Below are 16,053 nucleotides of genomic sequence, written 5' to 3'. Positions count from 1 at the left end.
TATGGAACTAGGTTTTCATCTATATATCAATTGAGTTTTGGAAAATTGGACAGGGACTTAGGGAAAATTTGGGCTCTGAGCCGAAATATAAAACTCTTTTGGTCACCTTGTTGGAGTTCCTACAGACCGGTATTCGAAAAAGACAGACGATCTTATTTCTTTTTGGATATTGCCTTGAAAGGATTTATGATCTGCAATCCTTCTAATTTTTGACCTGTTTGCAGATCTTCCGAATAGATCTGAGTACATCCGAGTCTTATCGCTGCCGCCAGAATGAGGCTGTCATAAAAGCCGTATTTATATTTGTTCTTAATCCGCAGACCTTCCAAATAAAAATCAGCAGAAGGATAGAATTTACAAAGCGGGATCAGAATGTCTTGGAGATAACTTTTCAATTCTGGAACGGAAAAGTATTTTTTCTTTTCACTCAAAGCAACGTTCGAAAATTCTTGGATCACTTGGTAACTGATAACATAGTTATCGGTTTTTACGGCCCGATCTACGATATCGATCGCCTGGGACCGTTTTTGCTCATCTTCACCGAATTGATACAATAGGATATTCGTATCTAAGAATATCCTATCGATCATTCATCTGATCTCTGGAATATTTTTCTTTGATCCTGATATGAGAGTATTTGCCGATGTATTTTTTATAATCCAAGGATTCTCGATTATCGTTAGAGAATGTGGTAAGCCACTCTACAAAAAGTTCATTCAGCGATTTGTTTAGATCGATCGCTTTTGCCCTGGCTTTTTGGATCAGGTTTTCGTCTATCCTGAATGTGACATTTTTCATAGTACTTTAAATTTGCACGATTTCTGTGCAAATGTCAAGATTAATTTTCTAAACAATTGCATTCTATTTTTTCTTTTTTAGGGTTCCAGCCTCCGGAAGTTTTGCAGATACAACTTAAAGCCGCTCCTTTTTGCGCTGAATATTTTGCCTCGAATACGAACTTTGCCAGTGCCTCTAAGAATGCAGGATATGTTCCCGGTGCAGGGATTCTATAATATTCGGAGATCCCATTCTGGAGGGCGTGGTCTCTAATCTGAACTCCGATCTCTTCTAATGTTTCTAAGTGATCGCTGATAAAACTGATCGGATATACTGCGATCCTTTTGGTTCCTTTTTGTCCTAATTCTTGGATCTTGTCTAGAGTGTTTGGAGTGGTCCATTTGCTTGGCCCTACCCTGCTCTGATAAGATAGATGTATTTGTCCTTGGTAACCTTTTTCTCTTAAAAGAGAGGTGAGTGCTTGCACGTTCTCTTCGATCTCTTTTGTATATACGTCGCCTTTATTGATCAGACGAAGAGGGATCCCATGAGCGCTAAATACTATATCCAAGTTTTGCCAGTCATGGATCGGTTCTTGTTTGATATGTAAAAAATCTTTTTCAGAAAGTTTGCCTTGGAAAAAATCAAGGATCAGGTCTCGAATCGACTCTAAATATTCTTTTCTGTCCGAGAATGGTCTTACCCAAAGTGGACTGGAAGCAGGACAGTAGCCTAATTGTTTTTCCATAAGCATTGCTGTGGAAAGAACTGTGGATCTTGAAAAATGAGGGAATAAGGGAAGAAGTACCACTCCTTCTTTTGGATCTGTCCATTCGGAAGGAAGCTCTCTGATATCCGGATATCCGCAGCACATCGCCGTCTTAATATCCCATTTTTCTCCGGACTCTTCTAAAAGTTTTTTTAGACCTTCTGCTTGTTTTTCAGTTTCAGAGACAAGAGGGGAGCCTCCTCCGAATCCCATGGAAGCATAAGTCTCTTCTACCTTTTTGGCTCTGGTCTCTGCGATCTTTCTAGCGAGTCTGATCCTTAAAAATTCAGGGAGTGGAAGATCGAATACTAATGGATCTTCGAATAGATCTTTTAAAAATTTCGGGATTTCTTCGGCGTTTCTAGGTCCGCCTAAGTTGATCAATAGAAGTTTATTTTTCAAAAATTTCTCTCTAAGCTCTTATAAAAAATGACTTACTTGAAATTCCAAGGAGAATTGTTTCGTACTCAGATAATTTCTATATCTTCCGGAATAATTGGAAATGATGTCTTCTCTGCTTAAGCCGCCTTGGGTCTGGAAACTTCCTTCTCCGTATAATCTGTGCTCAGTTAATTTTACGAAAAATAACCAAGAGGGGAGGATATATCCTGCTCCTAAATTCGTTTCTATCCCGAAGCCGGAAGAATCTCCTATGAAGTTTAAATTTCTTTGGTAATGATAATCCCTAAAATGTGAATACCAAACATTTCCGGAAATGCTCGCTTCGTACATCCACGTCCCATTGGAATATCTATACCCGAATCCGAATGGAACCTCCCAAGTAGAGATGGAATAACTGAGCCCGATCCCGATCGGACCGTAAGTCACGGGTGCAGTTGCGATCCATTGTGTCACATCGTATAGATAATATTTATAATATGTATAATAAGCGCCGCCGGTAAGATAAATGCCTAAGCCCGGTTTTCTGGGATCAGGATTTGCGCTGGAGAAATATTTTCTGCCAAGAAAACCGATCCTATCGTCTTTCATTTTCAGTTTTCCTCTTCCATCCGCAAAGTTCTGGGTGCCTGTGAATGTATAAGGTGTATCGTAAAAACTTGTGTTCGCTAAATCTATCTTGGTGCCTTTCTCCCGGCTTACACTTCCTAAAAAGAAGTCCTCGTCCCTGCCCTCTCCTGTTCTTTGGTTCTTAAAAGTGGTCCTGTACTCCAGGTTGATCTCCCAAGTTTCCCACCAATGTTTTAAACCGATCCCGCCGTATTCGAATTCTCTGTTATATGTGATCCTGGATCCTGCTTTAAGTCCTGAAAGATTCGGGAACTTTGTGCCTGATTCGAAAATATGTTGGCCTCCGTTTTCTCCTACAAGACCTGTGATGGAACTTCTGGTCATTAATTCGGATAGAAGGGCCTGGATTTTTGTTTGGGGCGCCGCGGTCCCCGGAAGTTTTGTCTCTGGTCTTATCTCTTTGGGAGATTCAGGTTCCTGTGCAGTTAGTTTGGTCACGGCAAATAGGCAGAATAGTATGGTTATAATTCGAATTTGAATTTTCATTTCATCCTAGAATAGGGGTGAAATGATTTCATCCCCCTGTGAATTCCTTTTCCGAGAAGAGACCTTAACATTCTCCCCTCCCCTATCGTTTCAATTCGGTTTTTTCGCTCTTAAATCAATATGAGACATAGGTTTTCTTGACAAATTGGGTCTTAAAGTTTGATCTATTATCAGGGCAAGGTCTGAAGTGAAAGCCAGAGTTTTAAGTGTGGAAGAAGTCCTCTCCGAATACGTTTTAAGTTCGGAAGATGAGTTTCTGGAGAAGGCGGAAAAATGGTCCCTGCCCAAAGACAATAAGGGCAAGTATAAGACCGAAGTTTTGGATAAGTACTTCTCCAAAAAAACAAAACATTCCTACGAATCTGTGATCATCGCAGTCTCCAATCAAAAAGGTGGAGAAGGTAAAACCACGGTTTCTATCTGTCTTGCGGAAGCATTGGCAAAGGCAGGCAAAAAAGTTTTACTTCTGGATTGGGATGCTCAGGCAAATATCACTCAGCTTTACGTCGGCCAGGCGGATAAATCAGTCTTTCATAGCTTAGGTTATAAAGAAGAATCTAAAGTAGATATTTCCGAAATTATTGTGAACCTGGCTCCCGGTTTGGATCTGGTTCCTTCTTCCATTCATTTGGCGAATTTTACGACTCCTTATGAGAGAGATGATTTTGATCTTTTAAAAGAGGCGCTTCTGCCGATCCGGTCTTCTTACGAATATATTATTATAGATTGTCCTCCTTCTTTGGGTTTGATCCTGGAGAATGCTTTGATCGCGGCTGATCTTGTTTTGGTTCCGATCCAGACTCGCGCTTTTAGTGTACAAGGTCTGAAAGATCTTCACGGTACAATTGAGAAGATCCGTAAAAAAGCAAATCCAGGTCTAGGGCTTTTGGGTGCAGTGTTAAATCAGTATGAGGATTCGAGAGCGCTTTCCGGTCTTGCTGAAACTGTTCGGAAATATTTCCCGGTATTTGATTCTGTTGTGTACAGGAGAGAAGCGATCCCTCAGTCCCAGGCAAAACGTAAACTTTTATCCGAATATGATCCCAAAGCGATGCAGATGTTTTCTACCTTGGCGGAAGAAGTAATGAGGAGAGCAAATGGCAAAAAGATCTGATTTTGCAGGGCTGGATCTATTAACAGCTTTCGGCGGGGACGAATCTCTCAAAAAAGAAATTCTTCTTTCTGATATTATCACTAATCCGGAACAACCTAGGGTTTTTGGAAAAGAAGATGTGAGCGATCTTGTGGAGTCCATGAAACGTCTGGGTTTGATAGAGCCGATCGTTGTCCGTAAATTAGGTAAGAAGTTCCAGATCGTAGCCGGAGAAAGAAGGTTCCAGGCGGCAAAACTGATCGGCTGGAAATCCATTCCGGTTGTGGAGACCGAGGCTTCCGAGGACAGATGTTACGAGATTGCCTTGGCGGAGAACGAAAAACGTAAAAGTTTAAATCCTTGGGAAGTAGGAAGAGCGATCCAATTCCTAAGGAAAGAAAGAAAAAAAACCGCTGAAGAAGTCGGTAAGATCCTAGGTTATACCGAAAGATATGTAAAACAGTTAAGCTCTATTGCAAGGCTGGATCAAAAATCAGTTTCGGAATTGCTTAAAAGTGGAAGCGATCTTTCCGTCAAAAACCTGGAAACCCTCCTGAAAAAGAAAGAAGGCCGGGGGGGTGAAACGATTTCACCCCGCAAACCCGGTGAAAGGGTTACACTGGATCTTAAACCTCTGACCGTTAAGAATAGAGAATCCTTCTTAAGAGAACTTTCTAACCTAAAGAAAAAGTATGGATTGAGCTAATACTGTTTTTTTCTCGTTGGAGAAAAGTAGAGGCTCCTGATCCTGTTCTCATACTACCGTTTTGTCGGATTTTTTATCCGCACTAGGTTTCTAATAAAGGAATAGAATGAAAATTGGAATCATAGTTGGCTCCCAACAGAAAGAATCTCAATCCTCTAAAGTAGGAGAATTTTTAAATTCTAAATTAAAAGAAATGTCCGTTGAAACTTGGACATTGGACCTGGGCAAAAATCCTCTTCCTCTATATGATTCTACTCAGACCGGAGACAACCAAGTTTGGACAGGTTTTTGGAAACCTATCGATGAGAATTTGAAAAGTTCCGAAGGTTTTGTGATTATCACTCCCGAGTACGGCGGTATGGCAAGCCCCGCTATTAAGAATTTTTTCCTTCATGCAGGTCTTGTTCAGTTGGGCCATAAGCCCGGGCTACTTGTTTCCGTCTCTTCCGGTAGAGGTGGTGCTTTTCCTATCAATGAGATGAGAGCGAGCAGTTATAAAAATACAAAGATCTGCTATATTCCGGAGCAGTTGATCTTCAGAGATGTGGAACATCTGATCAATGGAGGAGAGCCTGTTTCTCCGGAAGATAGTTTTATCAGGGAGAGAAGCGGCTTCGCTTTGAAGATCCTAGTTGCTTATGCGGATGTGTTGTCTGAGATCCGTGAGTCAGGTGTGGTCCAGGATCCTAGATTTAAGAATGGAATGTCTTAATGTGACATAATTCTCAGCAGGCCCTACTTATAAGGCCAAGCAGGGGAGGGGAGTTCCTTCCCCCAGGAATTGGCTCAAAGATTGTCTTTTCTAACCCGATGATATATTCTGAGAGCTGTCGGATTGATCCGTCAGTTAGGAAACGAAAAGTTTCGAAGTCAGATAAGACGGACCGGATCTTTAGATGTTTCGGTCTAAATCGAAAGTTAGGAATTCATGAATAAAATTAATATCCAGGCCGGCCAAATTATTTTCAGAGAAGGCGAGTTGAACAACTCGATGTATATCATCACCTCTGGGACTGTTGAAATATTTTTTACTCATAAAAACTCAGCCACTCGTTTGGCATTGATGAAGAAGGGAGATTTTTTCGGTGAGATGGCTTTGTTCAGGGCCAAACCTAGGACTGCTACTGCAAGGGCGGTTATGGATACCGAAATGGTCGCGGTGGAATCCAAACAACAATTGGAAAGATACCTTCTTGCGAATCCTGAGTTTGCCGCCAAGATGGTGAGGATTTTGGCGGATCGTTTGGCGAATACCAACGAACTTCTGATCTCTAAACTGAACGAAATTACTACAAAAGAAATCGAATATCAGATCGGAGATACCTGATCAGGTATACGTAATACGGTCTTTTCCGGCAGCTTTTGCTTCGTAAAGTTTTGCGTCTGTGAGAGAGTAGAGCCTATTGCTTTCGTCCGAGTCTGTCGGATATTCTGCTACTCCTCCGGACACTGTGACTTCTATCCCGAAATCGTTTTTGGAAGAATTTCTCAAATAGGTCCTGAATCTTTCGATCGCCACTTTTGCGTTTTCTTTGCTGGTTTCCGGTAGAATGACTGCGAATTCTTCTCCTCCGACCCTGCAACTGATGTCTTCTGTGCGGAAGGCATACATCAGTGTTCCTGCCACCAGTTTTAATATATCGTCCCCGAAAGAATGTCCTTTGGTATCGTTGATCTTCTTAAAATTGTCCAGGTCGAATAGGAATAGGCAGAAACTTCTTTTATATCTTTTACTTCTGGTGATCTCTTTGTTCAGGACCAGGTTGAAATATCTTCTATTATAGATCCCTGTTCCTTCGTCTATGACTGCGTTTAGGATGATCTCTTCGAAGGAGTAAATGTCTACTATCTTAGGATTTTCGATCAGTCGGTTTTTTAGATAAATATAATCTAGGAGGGCAACCACGAAGTTCATACTTCTGCCCAATTGTTTGCTTAATGATTCTGCATGTGCGTAGATCTCTTTCCAGAGAGATCTTGCTTCGGATTCAGGCAGGTCCAGGTTTGCGATAATTCTGAAGAAGTCGGAGTAAAAGTAATCGTCCTTCTTTCCCATCTCTTCGAATTTATTCGCGAGGCTCGGGAGCGGGGCTTCCTTATCGTTTACTATCTCTAAGATTGCGTTTTTTCTTTCCGAGTTGATCTGGCCTAGACCCTTGAACCTGTCCCTCATTTCTATGAGTTCGTTTCTGGCTAGATTTGCCGTGGTTTCATGAGCGTTGAGGGTCTGCTCCGCAGTGAGTAATTCTACTTCTCCCAGTTTGGAAACTCTTTCGTAGAGCTCCAATAGTTCCTTGAGTTTTTGGATTTCCTCTTCTTTTTCTTTTAGTTCTTCTTGTAGATTTCGCATTTTGGTTCGGGGTTATAAGTCCAAGGTCCTTGGTAGGAACTCCTAACTTTCCGGTTTGGTATGGAATACTGGTAAAATAATTCTTTTCCACCCTAGGGGTAAACCAATTTAATGAATTACTTGGCGGTTTCATCTATGTCCAAAGGTCCTCATAAGAAAAAAGTTATTATCACAGGAGCTAGCTCAGGTATCGGTCGAGAGCTTGCCCTATTATATGGGAAGGCCGGGCATGATCTGGCGATCACTTCTAGAAGGAAAAATGTTTTAGAGGATATTGCAAAAGAGATCCGCTCTTTTAATAAAGGTGGTAAGGTGGTTCTAGCTTCCCTGGATGTTTCGGAATCAGCGGATAATTTTAAAGTCCTTCCTAAACTTGCTAAGGATCTTGGTGGAGTGGATTTGTTCATTGCGAACGCCGGAATTTCTACCAACTCTTCTTTCGGGCAAAAAAGTTTCGAAGCGGACAAGAAGGTGATCGATACGAATTTGATCGGACTTATGGCGGGTATCTCCTCTTTACAACCCGTCTTTAGAGAACAGAAAAGCGGGCAGATCGTAGGGATTTCTTCCGTCGCTTCTTTTAGAGGTCTTCCTGGCTCGGCAAGTTATTCTACTTCTAAGGCGGCAGTTTCTACTTATCTAGAAGCGTTGAGGGGAGAAGTCCGAAAATTCGGAATAAAGGTAACTGTTATTCATCCAGGATTTATAGATACTCCTATCAATCAAAAGTTAGAAACCCGTCCTTTTCTTGTTTCCGCAGAAAAAGGCGCTAAAAAAATTTACAATAGGATAGAGTCAGGAGTTCGATCCGCTACTGTTCCTTGGTTCCCTTGGGCATTGATCGGAGCTTTGATGAGATCTCTTCCTGAGTTTTTATGGGAGAAGATCGGGCCTAGATAAAGGTTTTTGGATATGGTAGGAACTCCAGACTCTTCGAATATCTGCAAGGTTCTCTTTGTATGTTTGGGTAATATCTGCAGATCTCCCGCTGCAGAAGGTGCGTTCGTGGATCTATTGGAGAAGAGAGGGCTTACTTCTCTTTTCGAAGTGGATTCCTGCGGAACTTCTCGTTATCATATCGGAGAATTGGCGGATCCGAGGACCAGACAAACAGCCCGTAAGAAAGGAATAGAGCTTACTCATAAGGCGAGACAATTTAAAAGATCCGATTTTGAATATTACGATTTTATTTTGGCGATGGACAGATCCAATAATAAGGATCTGGGAATACTCGCTTCGAATGAAGAAGAAAGAAAAAAAATTCATTTGTTCAGAAAGTTCCAAAAGGGCCAAGGAAAAGATTCCGAGGTGCCTGATCCATATTATGGGACTTTAAAGGACTTCGAAGAAGTCCACCAGATCGTTTCCGAAGCTTCGGAAGGGTTTCTGGAATACGTTTTGAGTAAAAATGGAGTAAAGAATGCCTAAGGGTGAAAAAAAGAAAGTAGTAGTAATCGGAGTAGGTTTCGGGGGATTGCAGGCGATCAAAAAATTATCCAAAGAAGAAGATTTGGAGATCATCGCTATAGATAAAAAAAACCACCATTTGTTCCAGCCTTTATTATACCAAGTAGCCACCGCAGTATTGAGTCCTGCCGACATCGCAATCCCTACTAGATCCCTTATCGGGGACAAAAAGAACGTAACAGTTTATTTGGGAGAAGTGGAGAAGATAGATATCCAGGCTAAAAAAGTAATCTTCCAGGGGCATTCCGAAGATTATGATTATCTAATATTGGCCGCAGGTGCCAAATCCGGTTATTTCGGGAATGACCATTGGAAAAAATATTCCATAGGATTAAAATCCCTGAAAGATGCTCTTTCTATCAGAACTAAAATTTTGACTTCTTTCGAGCAGGCAGAACTTGCGGGCGATCCTGAAGTTGCCAAAAAACATTTGAATTATGTGATCATTGGCGGAGGCCCTACAGGTGTGGAACTTGCAGGTTCCATCGCGGAACTTTCTCATGAGATCGTTAGAAACGAATTCCACACGATCGATCCTGCTTTAGCAAAGATCACTCTGATAGAGGCTTCTCCTAGACTTCTTGCGGCATTTGCTCCCAAGTTAAGCGAGTTTGCAAAGATCCGTTTAGAGAAGAGGGGAGTAGAAGTTCTAACAGGAACCAAGGTCCTGGAGATAGACCAGAACGGAGTCAAGATAGAAGGTAGAACAATCGCTTCTTCTACAGTGATCTGGGCTGCGGGAGTGCAGGCAAATTCTATCGGAGCTTCCTTAGGAGTTCCTACGGACAGAATGGGAAGAGTGATGGTGGATGAGTTCTGTAATGTGGAAGGCCATCCTGAAGTTTTCGTGATAGGTGATATTGCGAATTATTCCAAAGGTTTAGAAAGACCTTTGCCTGGAGTTTCTCCGGTTGCGATGCAGCAAGGAAGATATGTTGCTTCTCTTATCAGAGGAGATCTGAAATCTAAAAAAAGAAAACCTTTCCACTATTTGGACAAGGGAAGTATGGCGACTATCGGAAGACAGGACGCAGTTGCTCAGGTCGGTAATTTCAGATTGAGAGGATTTTTCGGGTGGGTTGTTTGGTTATTCATCCATATCTTCTATCAAGTAGGATTCAAAAATAAGATCTCCATCTTTATCACTTGGGTTTGGTCTTATATTACATTTCGCGCAGAGGCAAGATTGATCCAGGACGAGATTGATTCCAGTTCCAACGGGTCTTCTACGCCGAATTAAAGCCGAAAATAATCCTTGAATAGGTCGTACATAATAAAAGAATAAGCCCGATGCGAACTGATCTTTGGAAAGGCAAAACAATCGTAATAACGGGAGGTTCTTCCGGAATAGGAGAAGCTTTATTAGAAAGTTTATCCCAGATCCCTTGCAAGATTATCAATCTTTCCAGATCAGAGCCGGAGCTGGTTCGTAAAATTTCTAAGAAGAAGGAAAAACGACCTGCGGAAATTTTCCATATCCAGGCGGATCTTTCTTCTGAAAAAGAGATCAACAAAGCGGTTGCTAAGCTGGCAAAACTTGCGGATGGTATAGACGTTCTTTTTAATAACGCAGGTATAACCGCTCATTCTAGATTCGATCAAACTCAGATAGAAGCGTTTCGTAAGGCGTTTGATGTGAACTTTTTCGGTCCTGTTTTCCTTACGATGAGACTTCTTCCTTTTTTGAAAAAGAATAAGGGGGCAGTCATGGTCACATCCACAGTCAGCGGGCTGTATGGAGTCCCTGCAAGAAGCGCTTATTCTTCTTCTAAATCTGCGTTACATGCCGTTATGGAATCCGCTCGTATAGAACTTTCGGAAGAAGGTCTTAGATTTATCATATTCTGTCCTCCTTATACCAAAACAAATCTAAGAGCGAATGGTATAGACGGGGACGGCCAGGTATTGGGAGAATCCCATTATTCGGGCAAAAGTAAAACTCCGAAAGAAGTTGCAGAGAAGATGATACTTTCTATCGAAGATCCGAACTCAAGACTTGTGGTGATGGATAAAAGCGGATTCTTCATGAAATGGATGAGGAATATTTCTCCTTCTTTCTTGGAAAAGATATTATATAAAAAACTTTATAAGGACTTTCATTAAAGGACTTAAGTCTATATGGAAACTAGAAGCATTATTAAAGAATTCAAATATGATTTTCCTTTGGAAAAAGTTTGGAGTGCCGTTACTGTCAATGAGGAGTTGATCCATTGGCTGGCGGATAAGGTAACGGGACGTCCTAAGCTAGGCGGTACTTTCTCTTGGACTTGGAACCTAGGTCCCGAAGGAGAACTTACTTCTACAGGTATTTATAAAAAGATCGTTCCTTTCCAAGAGTTGATATTACAATGGCAGGATCATCCGGCAGGTGATATAGAACTTAAGCTGGAGTTCGAAAAAGAAGGAGATGATTCTACTCTTCTGAAACTCACCAATTCAGGATATCCTTTGGGAGAAAAATTCGACTATTGGATAGAAGCTGCTTCCGAAGGCTGGGACGAAGAAAGTATGCATTTATTGCAGTACCTCAGGAAGAACTAATATCTCTTTAGTGTCGGATTAAGTTTTTATTTTCCACTTGAACTCTCGGGTCCTTAAAAAAAGATGACATTAGAGCCCCGATTATAGGGTGTTCGCGGTCTTTTCTCCATAAGAGACCAAAGGCTGCGAGCTGCTTTTCAAGGCGGTATAACAGTGAACTTTCCAGAACTAGATCCTTATTTTCAAAGTCTTACGGATATCACGGATACGATTTCGATCTTAAACTCTCCTTATGAGTCCGAATTCGATACAGATATCTCTAAGATGGAAAACTTCTTAAATGAGATCCAATCCACAGATTGGCTCGCCACAGACAAAGAATACTTTAACTTATTCACCAGCCACTTTTCCTTTCATATCAAAATAGTAGAAGAGATCGTTCGTGAAGCTAGAGAGATCTTGGATCCGGAGCGTCGTATACATGTAAAACGTTTGGTAGGATATTGCAAAACGACCGAAGAATGGTTGGCAGATCTTCAAAAACGCCGCAGAGCTACCGAAACTCTCGCAACTGCTTGATATAATCTATTGACATCCCCGGTCAGCCGGGGAGTCTTGAGTTCGTGTCCGAGAACGAGCTTAAACCAGAAGAAAAAATTAATTTTTTCTCCCATCCTTTTCTATTTTATCCCGTACTTCTTTTCGTATTCATATTTGCTATAGATAAAATTTTCTTTTTGGATAAGGTTCGAGACTACGTGAAAGTAGAATTAACCTATATCTATTACGACGTTAAACAAGACTTATTAAAAGAGATGATCTCTAAGTTCGGTAAGAACGCCGAGAAGAAGTCCGACAAAAAATTGGTACTTCTTATGGGATCTTCCAGGATGTTATACTTCAAGAACCAAGAGATCCTGGACTTCTATCCTGACTGGGAAGTATACAATCTTTCTTCTGCAGTAACCACTCCCGCATATTATCTATATTTTTTAGAAAGATTATTCGAAGCGGGTGTAAAACCGGACTTTCTGGTTTTGGAAGCGGATCCTTTCCAATTCAATGCAAATAGCACTACATTCAAAAAATCGAATTTAGCGAATAGTTTCGATCTTAGATTCGTTCTTTCCAATGCCTGGGATCTAGGTAAGGAGAATGTGAACTATTATCTGGGGAACTATTTCTTCGGAGTGAGTAAGAATAAACCTTATATCACTAATGTTTATGCTCACTTAACCAGTAAAAAATTCGAGAAAGCGGATCTGATCAAAAAGCTGACTATCGAATCTCTGCATAATGATAAGGGGAATGCGATCTCTCCTGCAGGCGGTTTTATGGAGAAGGATTTCGGCAAATTAGAAGCAAGTTCATTCCGCACAATCGGCTGGATCTATCCTAAATATTCCCCTTCCGAAATGCAATTCTCCTTTTACGAAAAGATCCTGGATAGAGTGAAAGCGGAAGGTGTTCCTACCGTCGTTGTCCGCCCTGAAGTTTCTCTTCCATTGGAAAATCTTCTAAAAGAACTGAATATCCCGGCTCCTTGGTGGGAACGGATTCGTCCGATCAACCAAAAGTTCGGCATCCCGATCATTGATATGGCAGAAGTATCCGACTACGATTGTAATACTTTTGCGGACAGCGGTCATATGGCAGTGGACTGTTACCGCCCATTCTTACGCTTTTTAAGAATGAGATATTCCGGAGAGTAATCCGCTTCTTTCTATATAATTCGCCGGGGAAAGGAGGTTGACGAGAGGAATTGTCTGCCTTAATTTTGCTTCGTTAGATTTTCCCCATAAGGCGAACCCATGAAAAAAATTATCTCCACAGCGGTTTCAATTTCTCTTTTGATCGGTTGTTCTTCTGCGAGTGTCGTTGAGAACAAGGGCAAAAATGCCGAGTTCCAAATTTTAGAGCCGAATATCAGAATAGAAAAATTCAAAGAAACATTCAATTTAAAGGCAGAAGGTCCGGTAAACCTGGACTGTTCCGGTAAACCTTGTACTCCGGACCAAGCCGGCGCATTAACTCCCGATCAGATCAAAAAACTAAAACGTAACGGTTCCTGGAAAGAATATGTGGAGAAGGAAGATCTTCAAAAAAATAAATTCTCCGTTCTTGTCCGTGTAGGTGATTACAAGGACGATAAAAGAGAAGGTATCTGGAAGACATTATACGAAACAGGAGAAACTTTAAGAGAGACTCCTTATGTTGCCGGAGTAAAAGAAGGTGAAGAGAAAAAACTCGCGAAAGACGGGACCCAACTTGAAAGCACGATCTATAAAGCTGACAAGAAGAATGGACCTTACTGGTCTAAAACAGATAAGGGTATCTTAAGCGACGAAGGAACTTACGCGGACGATAAAAAAGTAGGGACCTGGAAAGATTATTATAACGAAGATGGAGCTAAAAAATCCGTAATCGAATTCAAAGACGGCAAAAAAAGCGGCAAAGAAACGAATTATCATAAAGACGGGAACACAATCTCTTCCGAAGGAAACAATTCGGACGATCTAAAAACGGGTTATTGGAAAAACTATTACGACAACGGATCCCCTCAGTCCGAAGGTAACTATGCTCCAAAAGGCGCGGGTGCGGATAGAAAATCCCTTAGAATAGGCGCTTGGAAAGAATATTATAAAAACGGAAAGGTTTTTGCGGAAGGGCAAAGAGATCATACTCGTAAGGGAGATTGGACCTTCTATTGGAGCACCGGAAATCCTGCGTATAAAGGAACTATGATGAACGAAATGATGATGAGCTCCGCAGAAGTATACGATAAGGACGGAACAATCCTAGGTAAAGGAAAACTTCTTTTCGACCTATTATTGATGGATGAAAAAACGGACGAACTGAAGGCCAAATACAAGCCCGATTTCCCGTTTGCATATTATAAAAACGGCAAGAAGTCCTTTGAAATCGCTGCGAACGGTACTGCGGTCGAGTATGATGAGTCCGGAGCAAAGATCGGTCAAGGGCCGATTATGCCTGGAACAAACCAAAAAAACGATTGTTGGACCACGCCTCAGGGTAAAAAATATTACGTGAACGGTAGGGAAAATCCTAAAATGGGAGAACTGCAAGGCTGTAAGTGATCTTTAGCCTAATGTCTCGCTCTTAAGTAAAAAGGCTCGGGGGTTACCTCCGGGCTTATAATATTTAGAAAGGCTTTTCTCAATTTAGAAAATTCTTCTCCGATCCGTGTAGGAATTCCAACATGGATGCAGAATGGGAAAAGGGAATCCTCGCCTTGGAAAAAATTATCACAAATAACGATCTCAAAAAAATCAGCCTAGGGATACTGGTCGCTGCTCCTTTGTTCTTCTTACTCGGATATTTTGTCCGAGGATGTAGTTCGGTAAACCGCCAGGCAAAGGTAACCTATAGCGGTTCCTTTACGGAAGGGACCTTAGTTTCCTTAAATTCTAAAAATGTAATACTCCAAGACCCCGATTTTTCGATTCCTCTCGAAACGGTAGAGAAGATAGAATTTTTAGAGGATGCACAAAGTTTAAATCCGAACCAGGTACCTTTGAGTGACTCTGAAAAATCATTTGTAGGGACTTATAAAATACAGATCGGAACTCATAAAGGCGTGCTGAGTATTTTCCCTCGAAAGACAGGAGGAATAGCTGCCACTTTACGTTTTACGAATTGGGGAAAAGGATCAAACGAGACCCTAACCGGAATTAGAGTGACCGGCAAGTCGATCCGATTTGTGAGATCCTGCGCAGGGGTAAGATGTTCCGAGATAGGAAGTAATGTTCCTTTTACACAAACGTATACCGGAGACTTGGACGGTAAAAAGATCCAGGGAGCTTACCAAGGCACGAATAGTTCCGGCCGTTGGCTTGCGGAACGTTAATAGGAAGTAATATGGAATCCATCGCAAAAGATCGCGAGAATACACCTTTATCCGAATCCGATATTCATTTTGCAAAGGATACATTGGATCGGATCCGCCAGGAACTGACCGGAGAGATCACAGGCCAAGAAGCAGTAGTTAAAAATCTGCTTATTTCTTTGGCCTGCCAAGGTCACGTTTTGTTGGAAGGAATGCCGGGACTTGCAAAAACACTTCTGGCAAAATCTTTATCATCCGCGTTAGACCTGGATTTTAAACGAGTGCAGTTCACACCTGACCTTCTTCCTGCGGACTTGATCGGAACGGTCGTATTCAATCCTAAAAATGGAGAATTCACCACACGCAAAGGACCGATCTTCACAGGAGTTTTACTTGCGGACGAGATCAATAGGGCTCCAGCAAAAGTACAATCCGCTCTTTTAGAATGTATGGAAGAAAGAACAGTCACCATAGGAGAGAATACTTTTCCTTTGGAGAGGCCTTTTTTGGTGCTGGCAACAGAGAACCCGATCGATCAAGACGGAACGTATCCACTGCCTGAAGCTCAAATGGACCGTTTTTTTATGAAGGTCCTTGTAGATTATCCTGATATGGACGAGGAACTTGCGATCCTTGAGCAGCATGGTAAACTTGCGGCCGGTCCAAAACGTATTAAGAAAACTGCAACTGCTAAGGACGTTCTAAAGATCTCCTCACTTGTGGACAGGGTCCATGTAGAGCCTAAATTAAAAAGTTATATAGTTCGTTTAGTGCGAAATACTCGTCCGGAAGAAAAGACAGTACCGGATCTTCTTCCTTATGTAAAACATGGAGCTTCTCCCAGAGCGAGTTTGAGTCTACTCAAAGCATCCAAAGCAAAAGCTTTATGGGAAGGAAGGGATTATGTGGCTCCGGAGGATGTAAAGGCGGTCCTTCCCGAGATACTTCGCCATAGGATTTTACTTACTTTCGAAGCGATCTCCGAGGATGTGGGCATCGAGTCGGTGGTCCGGATCGTTTCGGACGCAACCCAGGTGCTTTGATCTAA

The 16,053-nt window shown here is 41.8% G+C and carries 19 protein-coding genes; 14 read left to right on the top strand and 5 right to left on the bottom strand.

The genetic code is table 11. The annotated features are described in order from the left end of the window. Positions 1–152: 152 nt before the first annotated feature. The 4 genes from EHR06_RS08860 to EHR06_RS08845 are packed head-to-tail and all read right to left on the bottom strand — an operon-like array spanning position 153 to position 3,061. A complete protein-coding gene (locus EHR06_RS08860; protein ID WP_135756665.1) occupies positions 153–590 on the bottom strand; it encodes a PIN domain-containing protein in 438 nt (145 codons plus the stop codon). Next, complete coding sequence (locus tag EHR06_RS08855) at positions 580–798, bottom strand: antitoxin (protein WP_135756664.1); 219 nt, start codon at positions 796–798, stop codon at positions 580–582. Before EHR06_RS08855 ends, EHR06_RS08860 begins: the two co-directional genes overlap by 11 nt. Positions 799–838: 40 nt before the next feature. Then, complete coding sequence (hemH, locus tag EHR06_RS08850) at positions 839–1,948, bottom strand: ferrochelatase (RefSeq protein WP_135756663.1); 1,110 nt, start codon at positions 1,946–1,948, stop codon at positions 839–841. Positions 1,949–1,966: 18 nt separating this feature from the next. Continuing rightward, complete coding sequence (locus tag EHR06_RS08845) at positions 1,967–3,061, bottom strand: putative porin (protein ID WP_135756662.1); 1,095 nt, start codon at positions 3,059–3,061, stop codon at positions 1,967–1,969. Positions 3,062–3,248: 187 nt separating this feature from the next. Between EHR06_RS08845 and EHR06_RS08840 the strand changes: the two genes are divergently transcribed. From EHR06_RS08840 to EHR06_RS08825, 4 genes are all read left to right on the top strand, one after another. Further along, entirely contained in the window at positions 3,249–4,175 is a 927-nt protein-coding gene (locus EHR06_RS08840; RefSeq protein WP_135756661.1) for a ParA family protein, read from the top strand. Then, complete coding sequence (locus EHR06_RS08835) at positions 4,159–4,860, top strand: ParB/RepB/Spo0J family partition protein (protein WP_008588776.1); 702 nt, start codon at positions 4,159–4,161, stop codon at positions 4,858–4,860. The genes EHR06_RS08840 and EHR06_RS08835 overlap by 17 nt, the downstream gene beginning before the upstream one ends. Positions 4,861–4,966: 106 nt before the next feature. Beyond that, positions 4,967–5,572, top strand: a complete 606-nt coding sequence (locus EHR06_RS08830; RefSeq protein WP_135756660.1) for an NADPH-dependent FMN reductase — start codon at positions 4,967–4,969, stop codon at positions 5,570–5,572. Between the two features lie 216 nt (positions 5,573–5,788). Next, complete coding sequence (locus EHR06_RS08825) at positions 5,789–6,187, top strand: cyclic nucleotide-binding domain-containing protein (RefSeq protein WP_135756659.1); 399 nt, start codon at positions 5,789–5,791, stop codon at positions 6,185–6,187. On the opposite strand, the gene EHR06_RS08820 is transcribed toward EHR06_RS08825, so the two are convergent. Further along, positions 6,188–7,210: a GGDEF domain-containing protein gene (locus EHR06_RS08820; RefSeq protein WP_135756658.1), complete on the bottom strand. Its 1,023-nt coding sequence runs from the start codon at positions 7,208–7,210 to the stop codon at positions 6,188–6,190. A 135-nt stretch (positions 7,211–7,345) separates the two neighbouring features. Here EHR06_RS08820 and EHR06_RS08815 point away from each other — a divergent pair, with 135 nt between their 5' ends. From EHR06_RS08815 to EHR06_RS08770, 10 genes are all read left to right on the top strand, one after another. After that, positions 7,346–8,110: an SDR family NAD(P)-dependent oxidoreductase gene (locus EHR06_RS08815; RefSeq protein ID WP_167492283.1), complete on the top strand. Its 765-nt coding sequence runs from the start codon at positions 7,346–7,348 to the stop codon at positions 8,108–8,110. A 12-nt stretch (positions 8,111–8,122) separates the two neighbouring features. Then, on the top strand, positions 8,123–8,638 hold the full coding sequence (locus EHR06_RS08810) for a low molecular weight protein-tyrosine-phosphatase (RefSeq protein ID WP_135756656.1): 516 nt from the start codon (positions 8,123–8,125) through the stop codon (positions 8,636–8,638). Next, positions 8,631–9,917: an NAD(P)/FAD-dependent oxidoreductase gene (locus EHR06_RS08805; RefSeq protein ID WP_135756655.1), complete on the top strand. Its 1,287-nt coding sequence runs from the start codon at positions 8,631–8,633 to the stop codon at positions 9,915–9,917. The genes EHR06_RS08810 and EHR06_RS08805 overlap by 8 nt, the downstream gene beginning before the upstream one ends. A 50-nt stretch (positions 9,918–9,967) precedes the next feature. Next, on the top strand, positions 9,968–10,780 hold the full coding sequence (locus tag EHR06_RS08800; RefSeq protein WP_135756654.1) for an SDR family oxidoreductase: 813 nt from the start codon (positions 9,968–9,970) through the stop codon (positions 10,778–10,780). Between the two features lie 15 nt (positions 10,781–10,795). Continuing rightward, complete coding sequence (locus tag EHR06_RS08795; protein WP_135756653.1) at positions 10,796–11,218, top strand: SRPBCC family protein; 423 nt, start codon at positions 10,796–10,798, stop codon at positions 11,216–11,218. A gap of 153 nt (positions 11,219–11,371) precedes the next feature. Continuing rightward, positions 11,372–11,737, top strand: coding sequence for a PLU-1-like domain protein (locus tag EHR06_RS08790; RefSeq protein ID WP_135756652.1), 366 nt, complete (start codon positions 11,372–11,374; stop codon positions 11,735–11,737). Between the two features lie 44 nt (positions 11,738–11,781). Further along, on the top strand, positions 11,782–12,870 hold the full coding sequence (locus tag EHR06_RS08785) for a DUF1574 domain-containing protein (RefSeq protein ID WP_135756651.1): 1,089 nt from the start codon (positions 11,782–11,784) through the stop codon (positions 12,868–12,870). 99 nt (positions 12,871–12,969) lie between these two features. After that, positions 12,970–14,256 carry an LIC20035 family adhesin gene (locus tag EHR06_RS08780; protein ID WP_135756650.1) on the top strand — a complete coding sequence of 429 codons (1,287 nt, stop codon included), beginning with the start codon at positions 12,970–12,972 and terminating at the stop codon, positions 14,254–14,256. Between the two features lie 122 nt (positions 14,257–14,378). Beyond that, on the top strand, positions 14,379–15,026 hold the full coding sequence (locus EHR06_RS08775; RefSeq protein WP_135756649.1) for an LIC20036 family protein: 648 nt from the start codon (positions 14,379–14,381) through the stop codon (positions 15,024–15,026). 11 nt (positions 15,027–15,037) lie between these two features. After that, positions 15,038–16,048 carry an AAA family ATPase gene (locus EHR06_RS08770; RefSeq protein ID WP_100723826.1) on the top strand — a complete coding sequence of 337 codons (1,011 nt, stop codon included), beginning with the start codon at positions 15,038–15,040 and terminating at the stop codon, positions 16,046–16,048. Positions 16,049–16,053 lie beyond the last annotated feature (5 nt).

Origin of the sequence: Leptospira dzoumogneensis, assembly GCF_004770895.1 — a bacterium.
GTDB classification, from domain to species: domain Bacteria; phylum Spirochaetota; class Leptospiria; order Leptospirales; family Leptospiraceae; genus Leptospira_B; species Leptospira_B dzoumogneensis.
Note: the sequence above shows the minus strand (reverse complement) of the source record. Positions and strands in the feature narration are given on the sequence as shown.

Excerpts from the sequence above, each read along its gene's own strand:
- EHR06_RS08805 (WP_135756655.1), top strand. The coding sequence starts at position 8,631 with ATGCCTAAGGGTGAAAAAAAGAAAGTAGTAGTAATCGGAGTAGGTTTC.
- EHR06_RS08860 (WP_135756665.1), bottom strand. The coding sequence starts at position 590 with ATGATCGATAGGATATTCTTAGATACGAATATCCTATTGTATCAATTC.
- EHR06_RS08830 (WP_135756660.1), top strand. The coding sequence starts at position 4,967 with ATGAAAATTGGAATCATAGTTGGCTCCCAACAGAAAGAATCTCAATCC.
- EHR06_RS08855 (WP_135756664.1), bottom strand. The coding sequence starts at position 798 with ATGAAAAATGTCACATTCAGGATAGACGAAAACCTGATCCAAAAAGCC.
- EHR06_RS08825 (WP_135756659.1), top strand. The coding sequence starts at position 5,789 with ATGAATAAAATTAATATCCAGGCCGGCCAAATTATTTTCAGAGAAGGC.
- EHR06_RS08810 (WP_135756656.1), top strand. The coding sequence starts at position 8,123 with ATGGTAGGAACTCCAGACTCTTCGAATATCTGCAAGGTTCTCTTTGTA.
- EHR06_RS08835 (WP_008588776.1), top strand. The coding sequence starts at position 4,159 with ATGGCAAAAAGATCTGATTTTGCAGGGCTGGATCTATTAACAGCTTTC.
- EHR06_RS08795 (WP_135756653.1), top strand. The coding sequence starts at position 10,796 with ATGGAAACTAGAAGCATTATTAAAGAATTCAAATATGATTTTCCTTTG.
- EHR06_RS08775 (WP_135756649.1), top strand. The coding sequence starts at position 14,379 with ATGGATGCAGAATGGGAAAAGGGAATCCTCGCCTTGGAAAAAATTATC.
- EHR06_RS08815 (WP_167492283.1), top strand. The coding sequence starts at position 7,346 with ATGTCCAAAGGTCCTCATAAGAAAAAAGTTATTATCACAGGAGCTAGC.
- EHR06_RS08770 (WP_100723826.1), top strand. The coding sequence starts at position 15,038 with ATGGAATCCATCGCAAAAGATCGCGAGAATACACCTTTATCCGAATCC.
- EHR06_RS08845 (WP_135756662.1), bottom strand. The coding sequence starts at position 3,061 with ATGAAAATTCAAATTCGAATTATAACCATACTATTCTGCCTATTTGCC.
- EHR06_RS08800 (WP_135756654.1), top strand. The coding sequence starts at position 9,968 with ATGCGAACTGATCTTTGGAAAGGCAAAACAATCGTAATAACGGGAGGT.
- EHR06_RS08780 (WP_135756650.1), top strand. The coding sequence starts at position 12,970 with ATGAAAAAAATTATCTCCACAGCGGTTTCAATTTCTCTTTTGATCGGT.
- EHR06_RS08820 (WP_135756658.1), bottom strand. The coding sequence starts at position 7,210 with ATGCGAAATCTACAAGAAGAACTAAAAGAAAAAGAAGAGGAAATCCAA.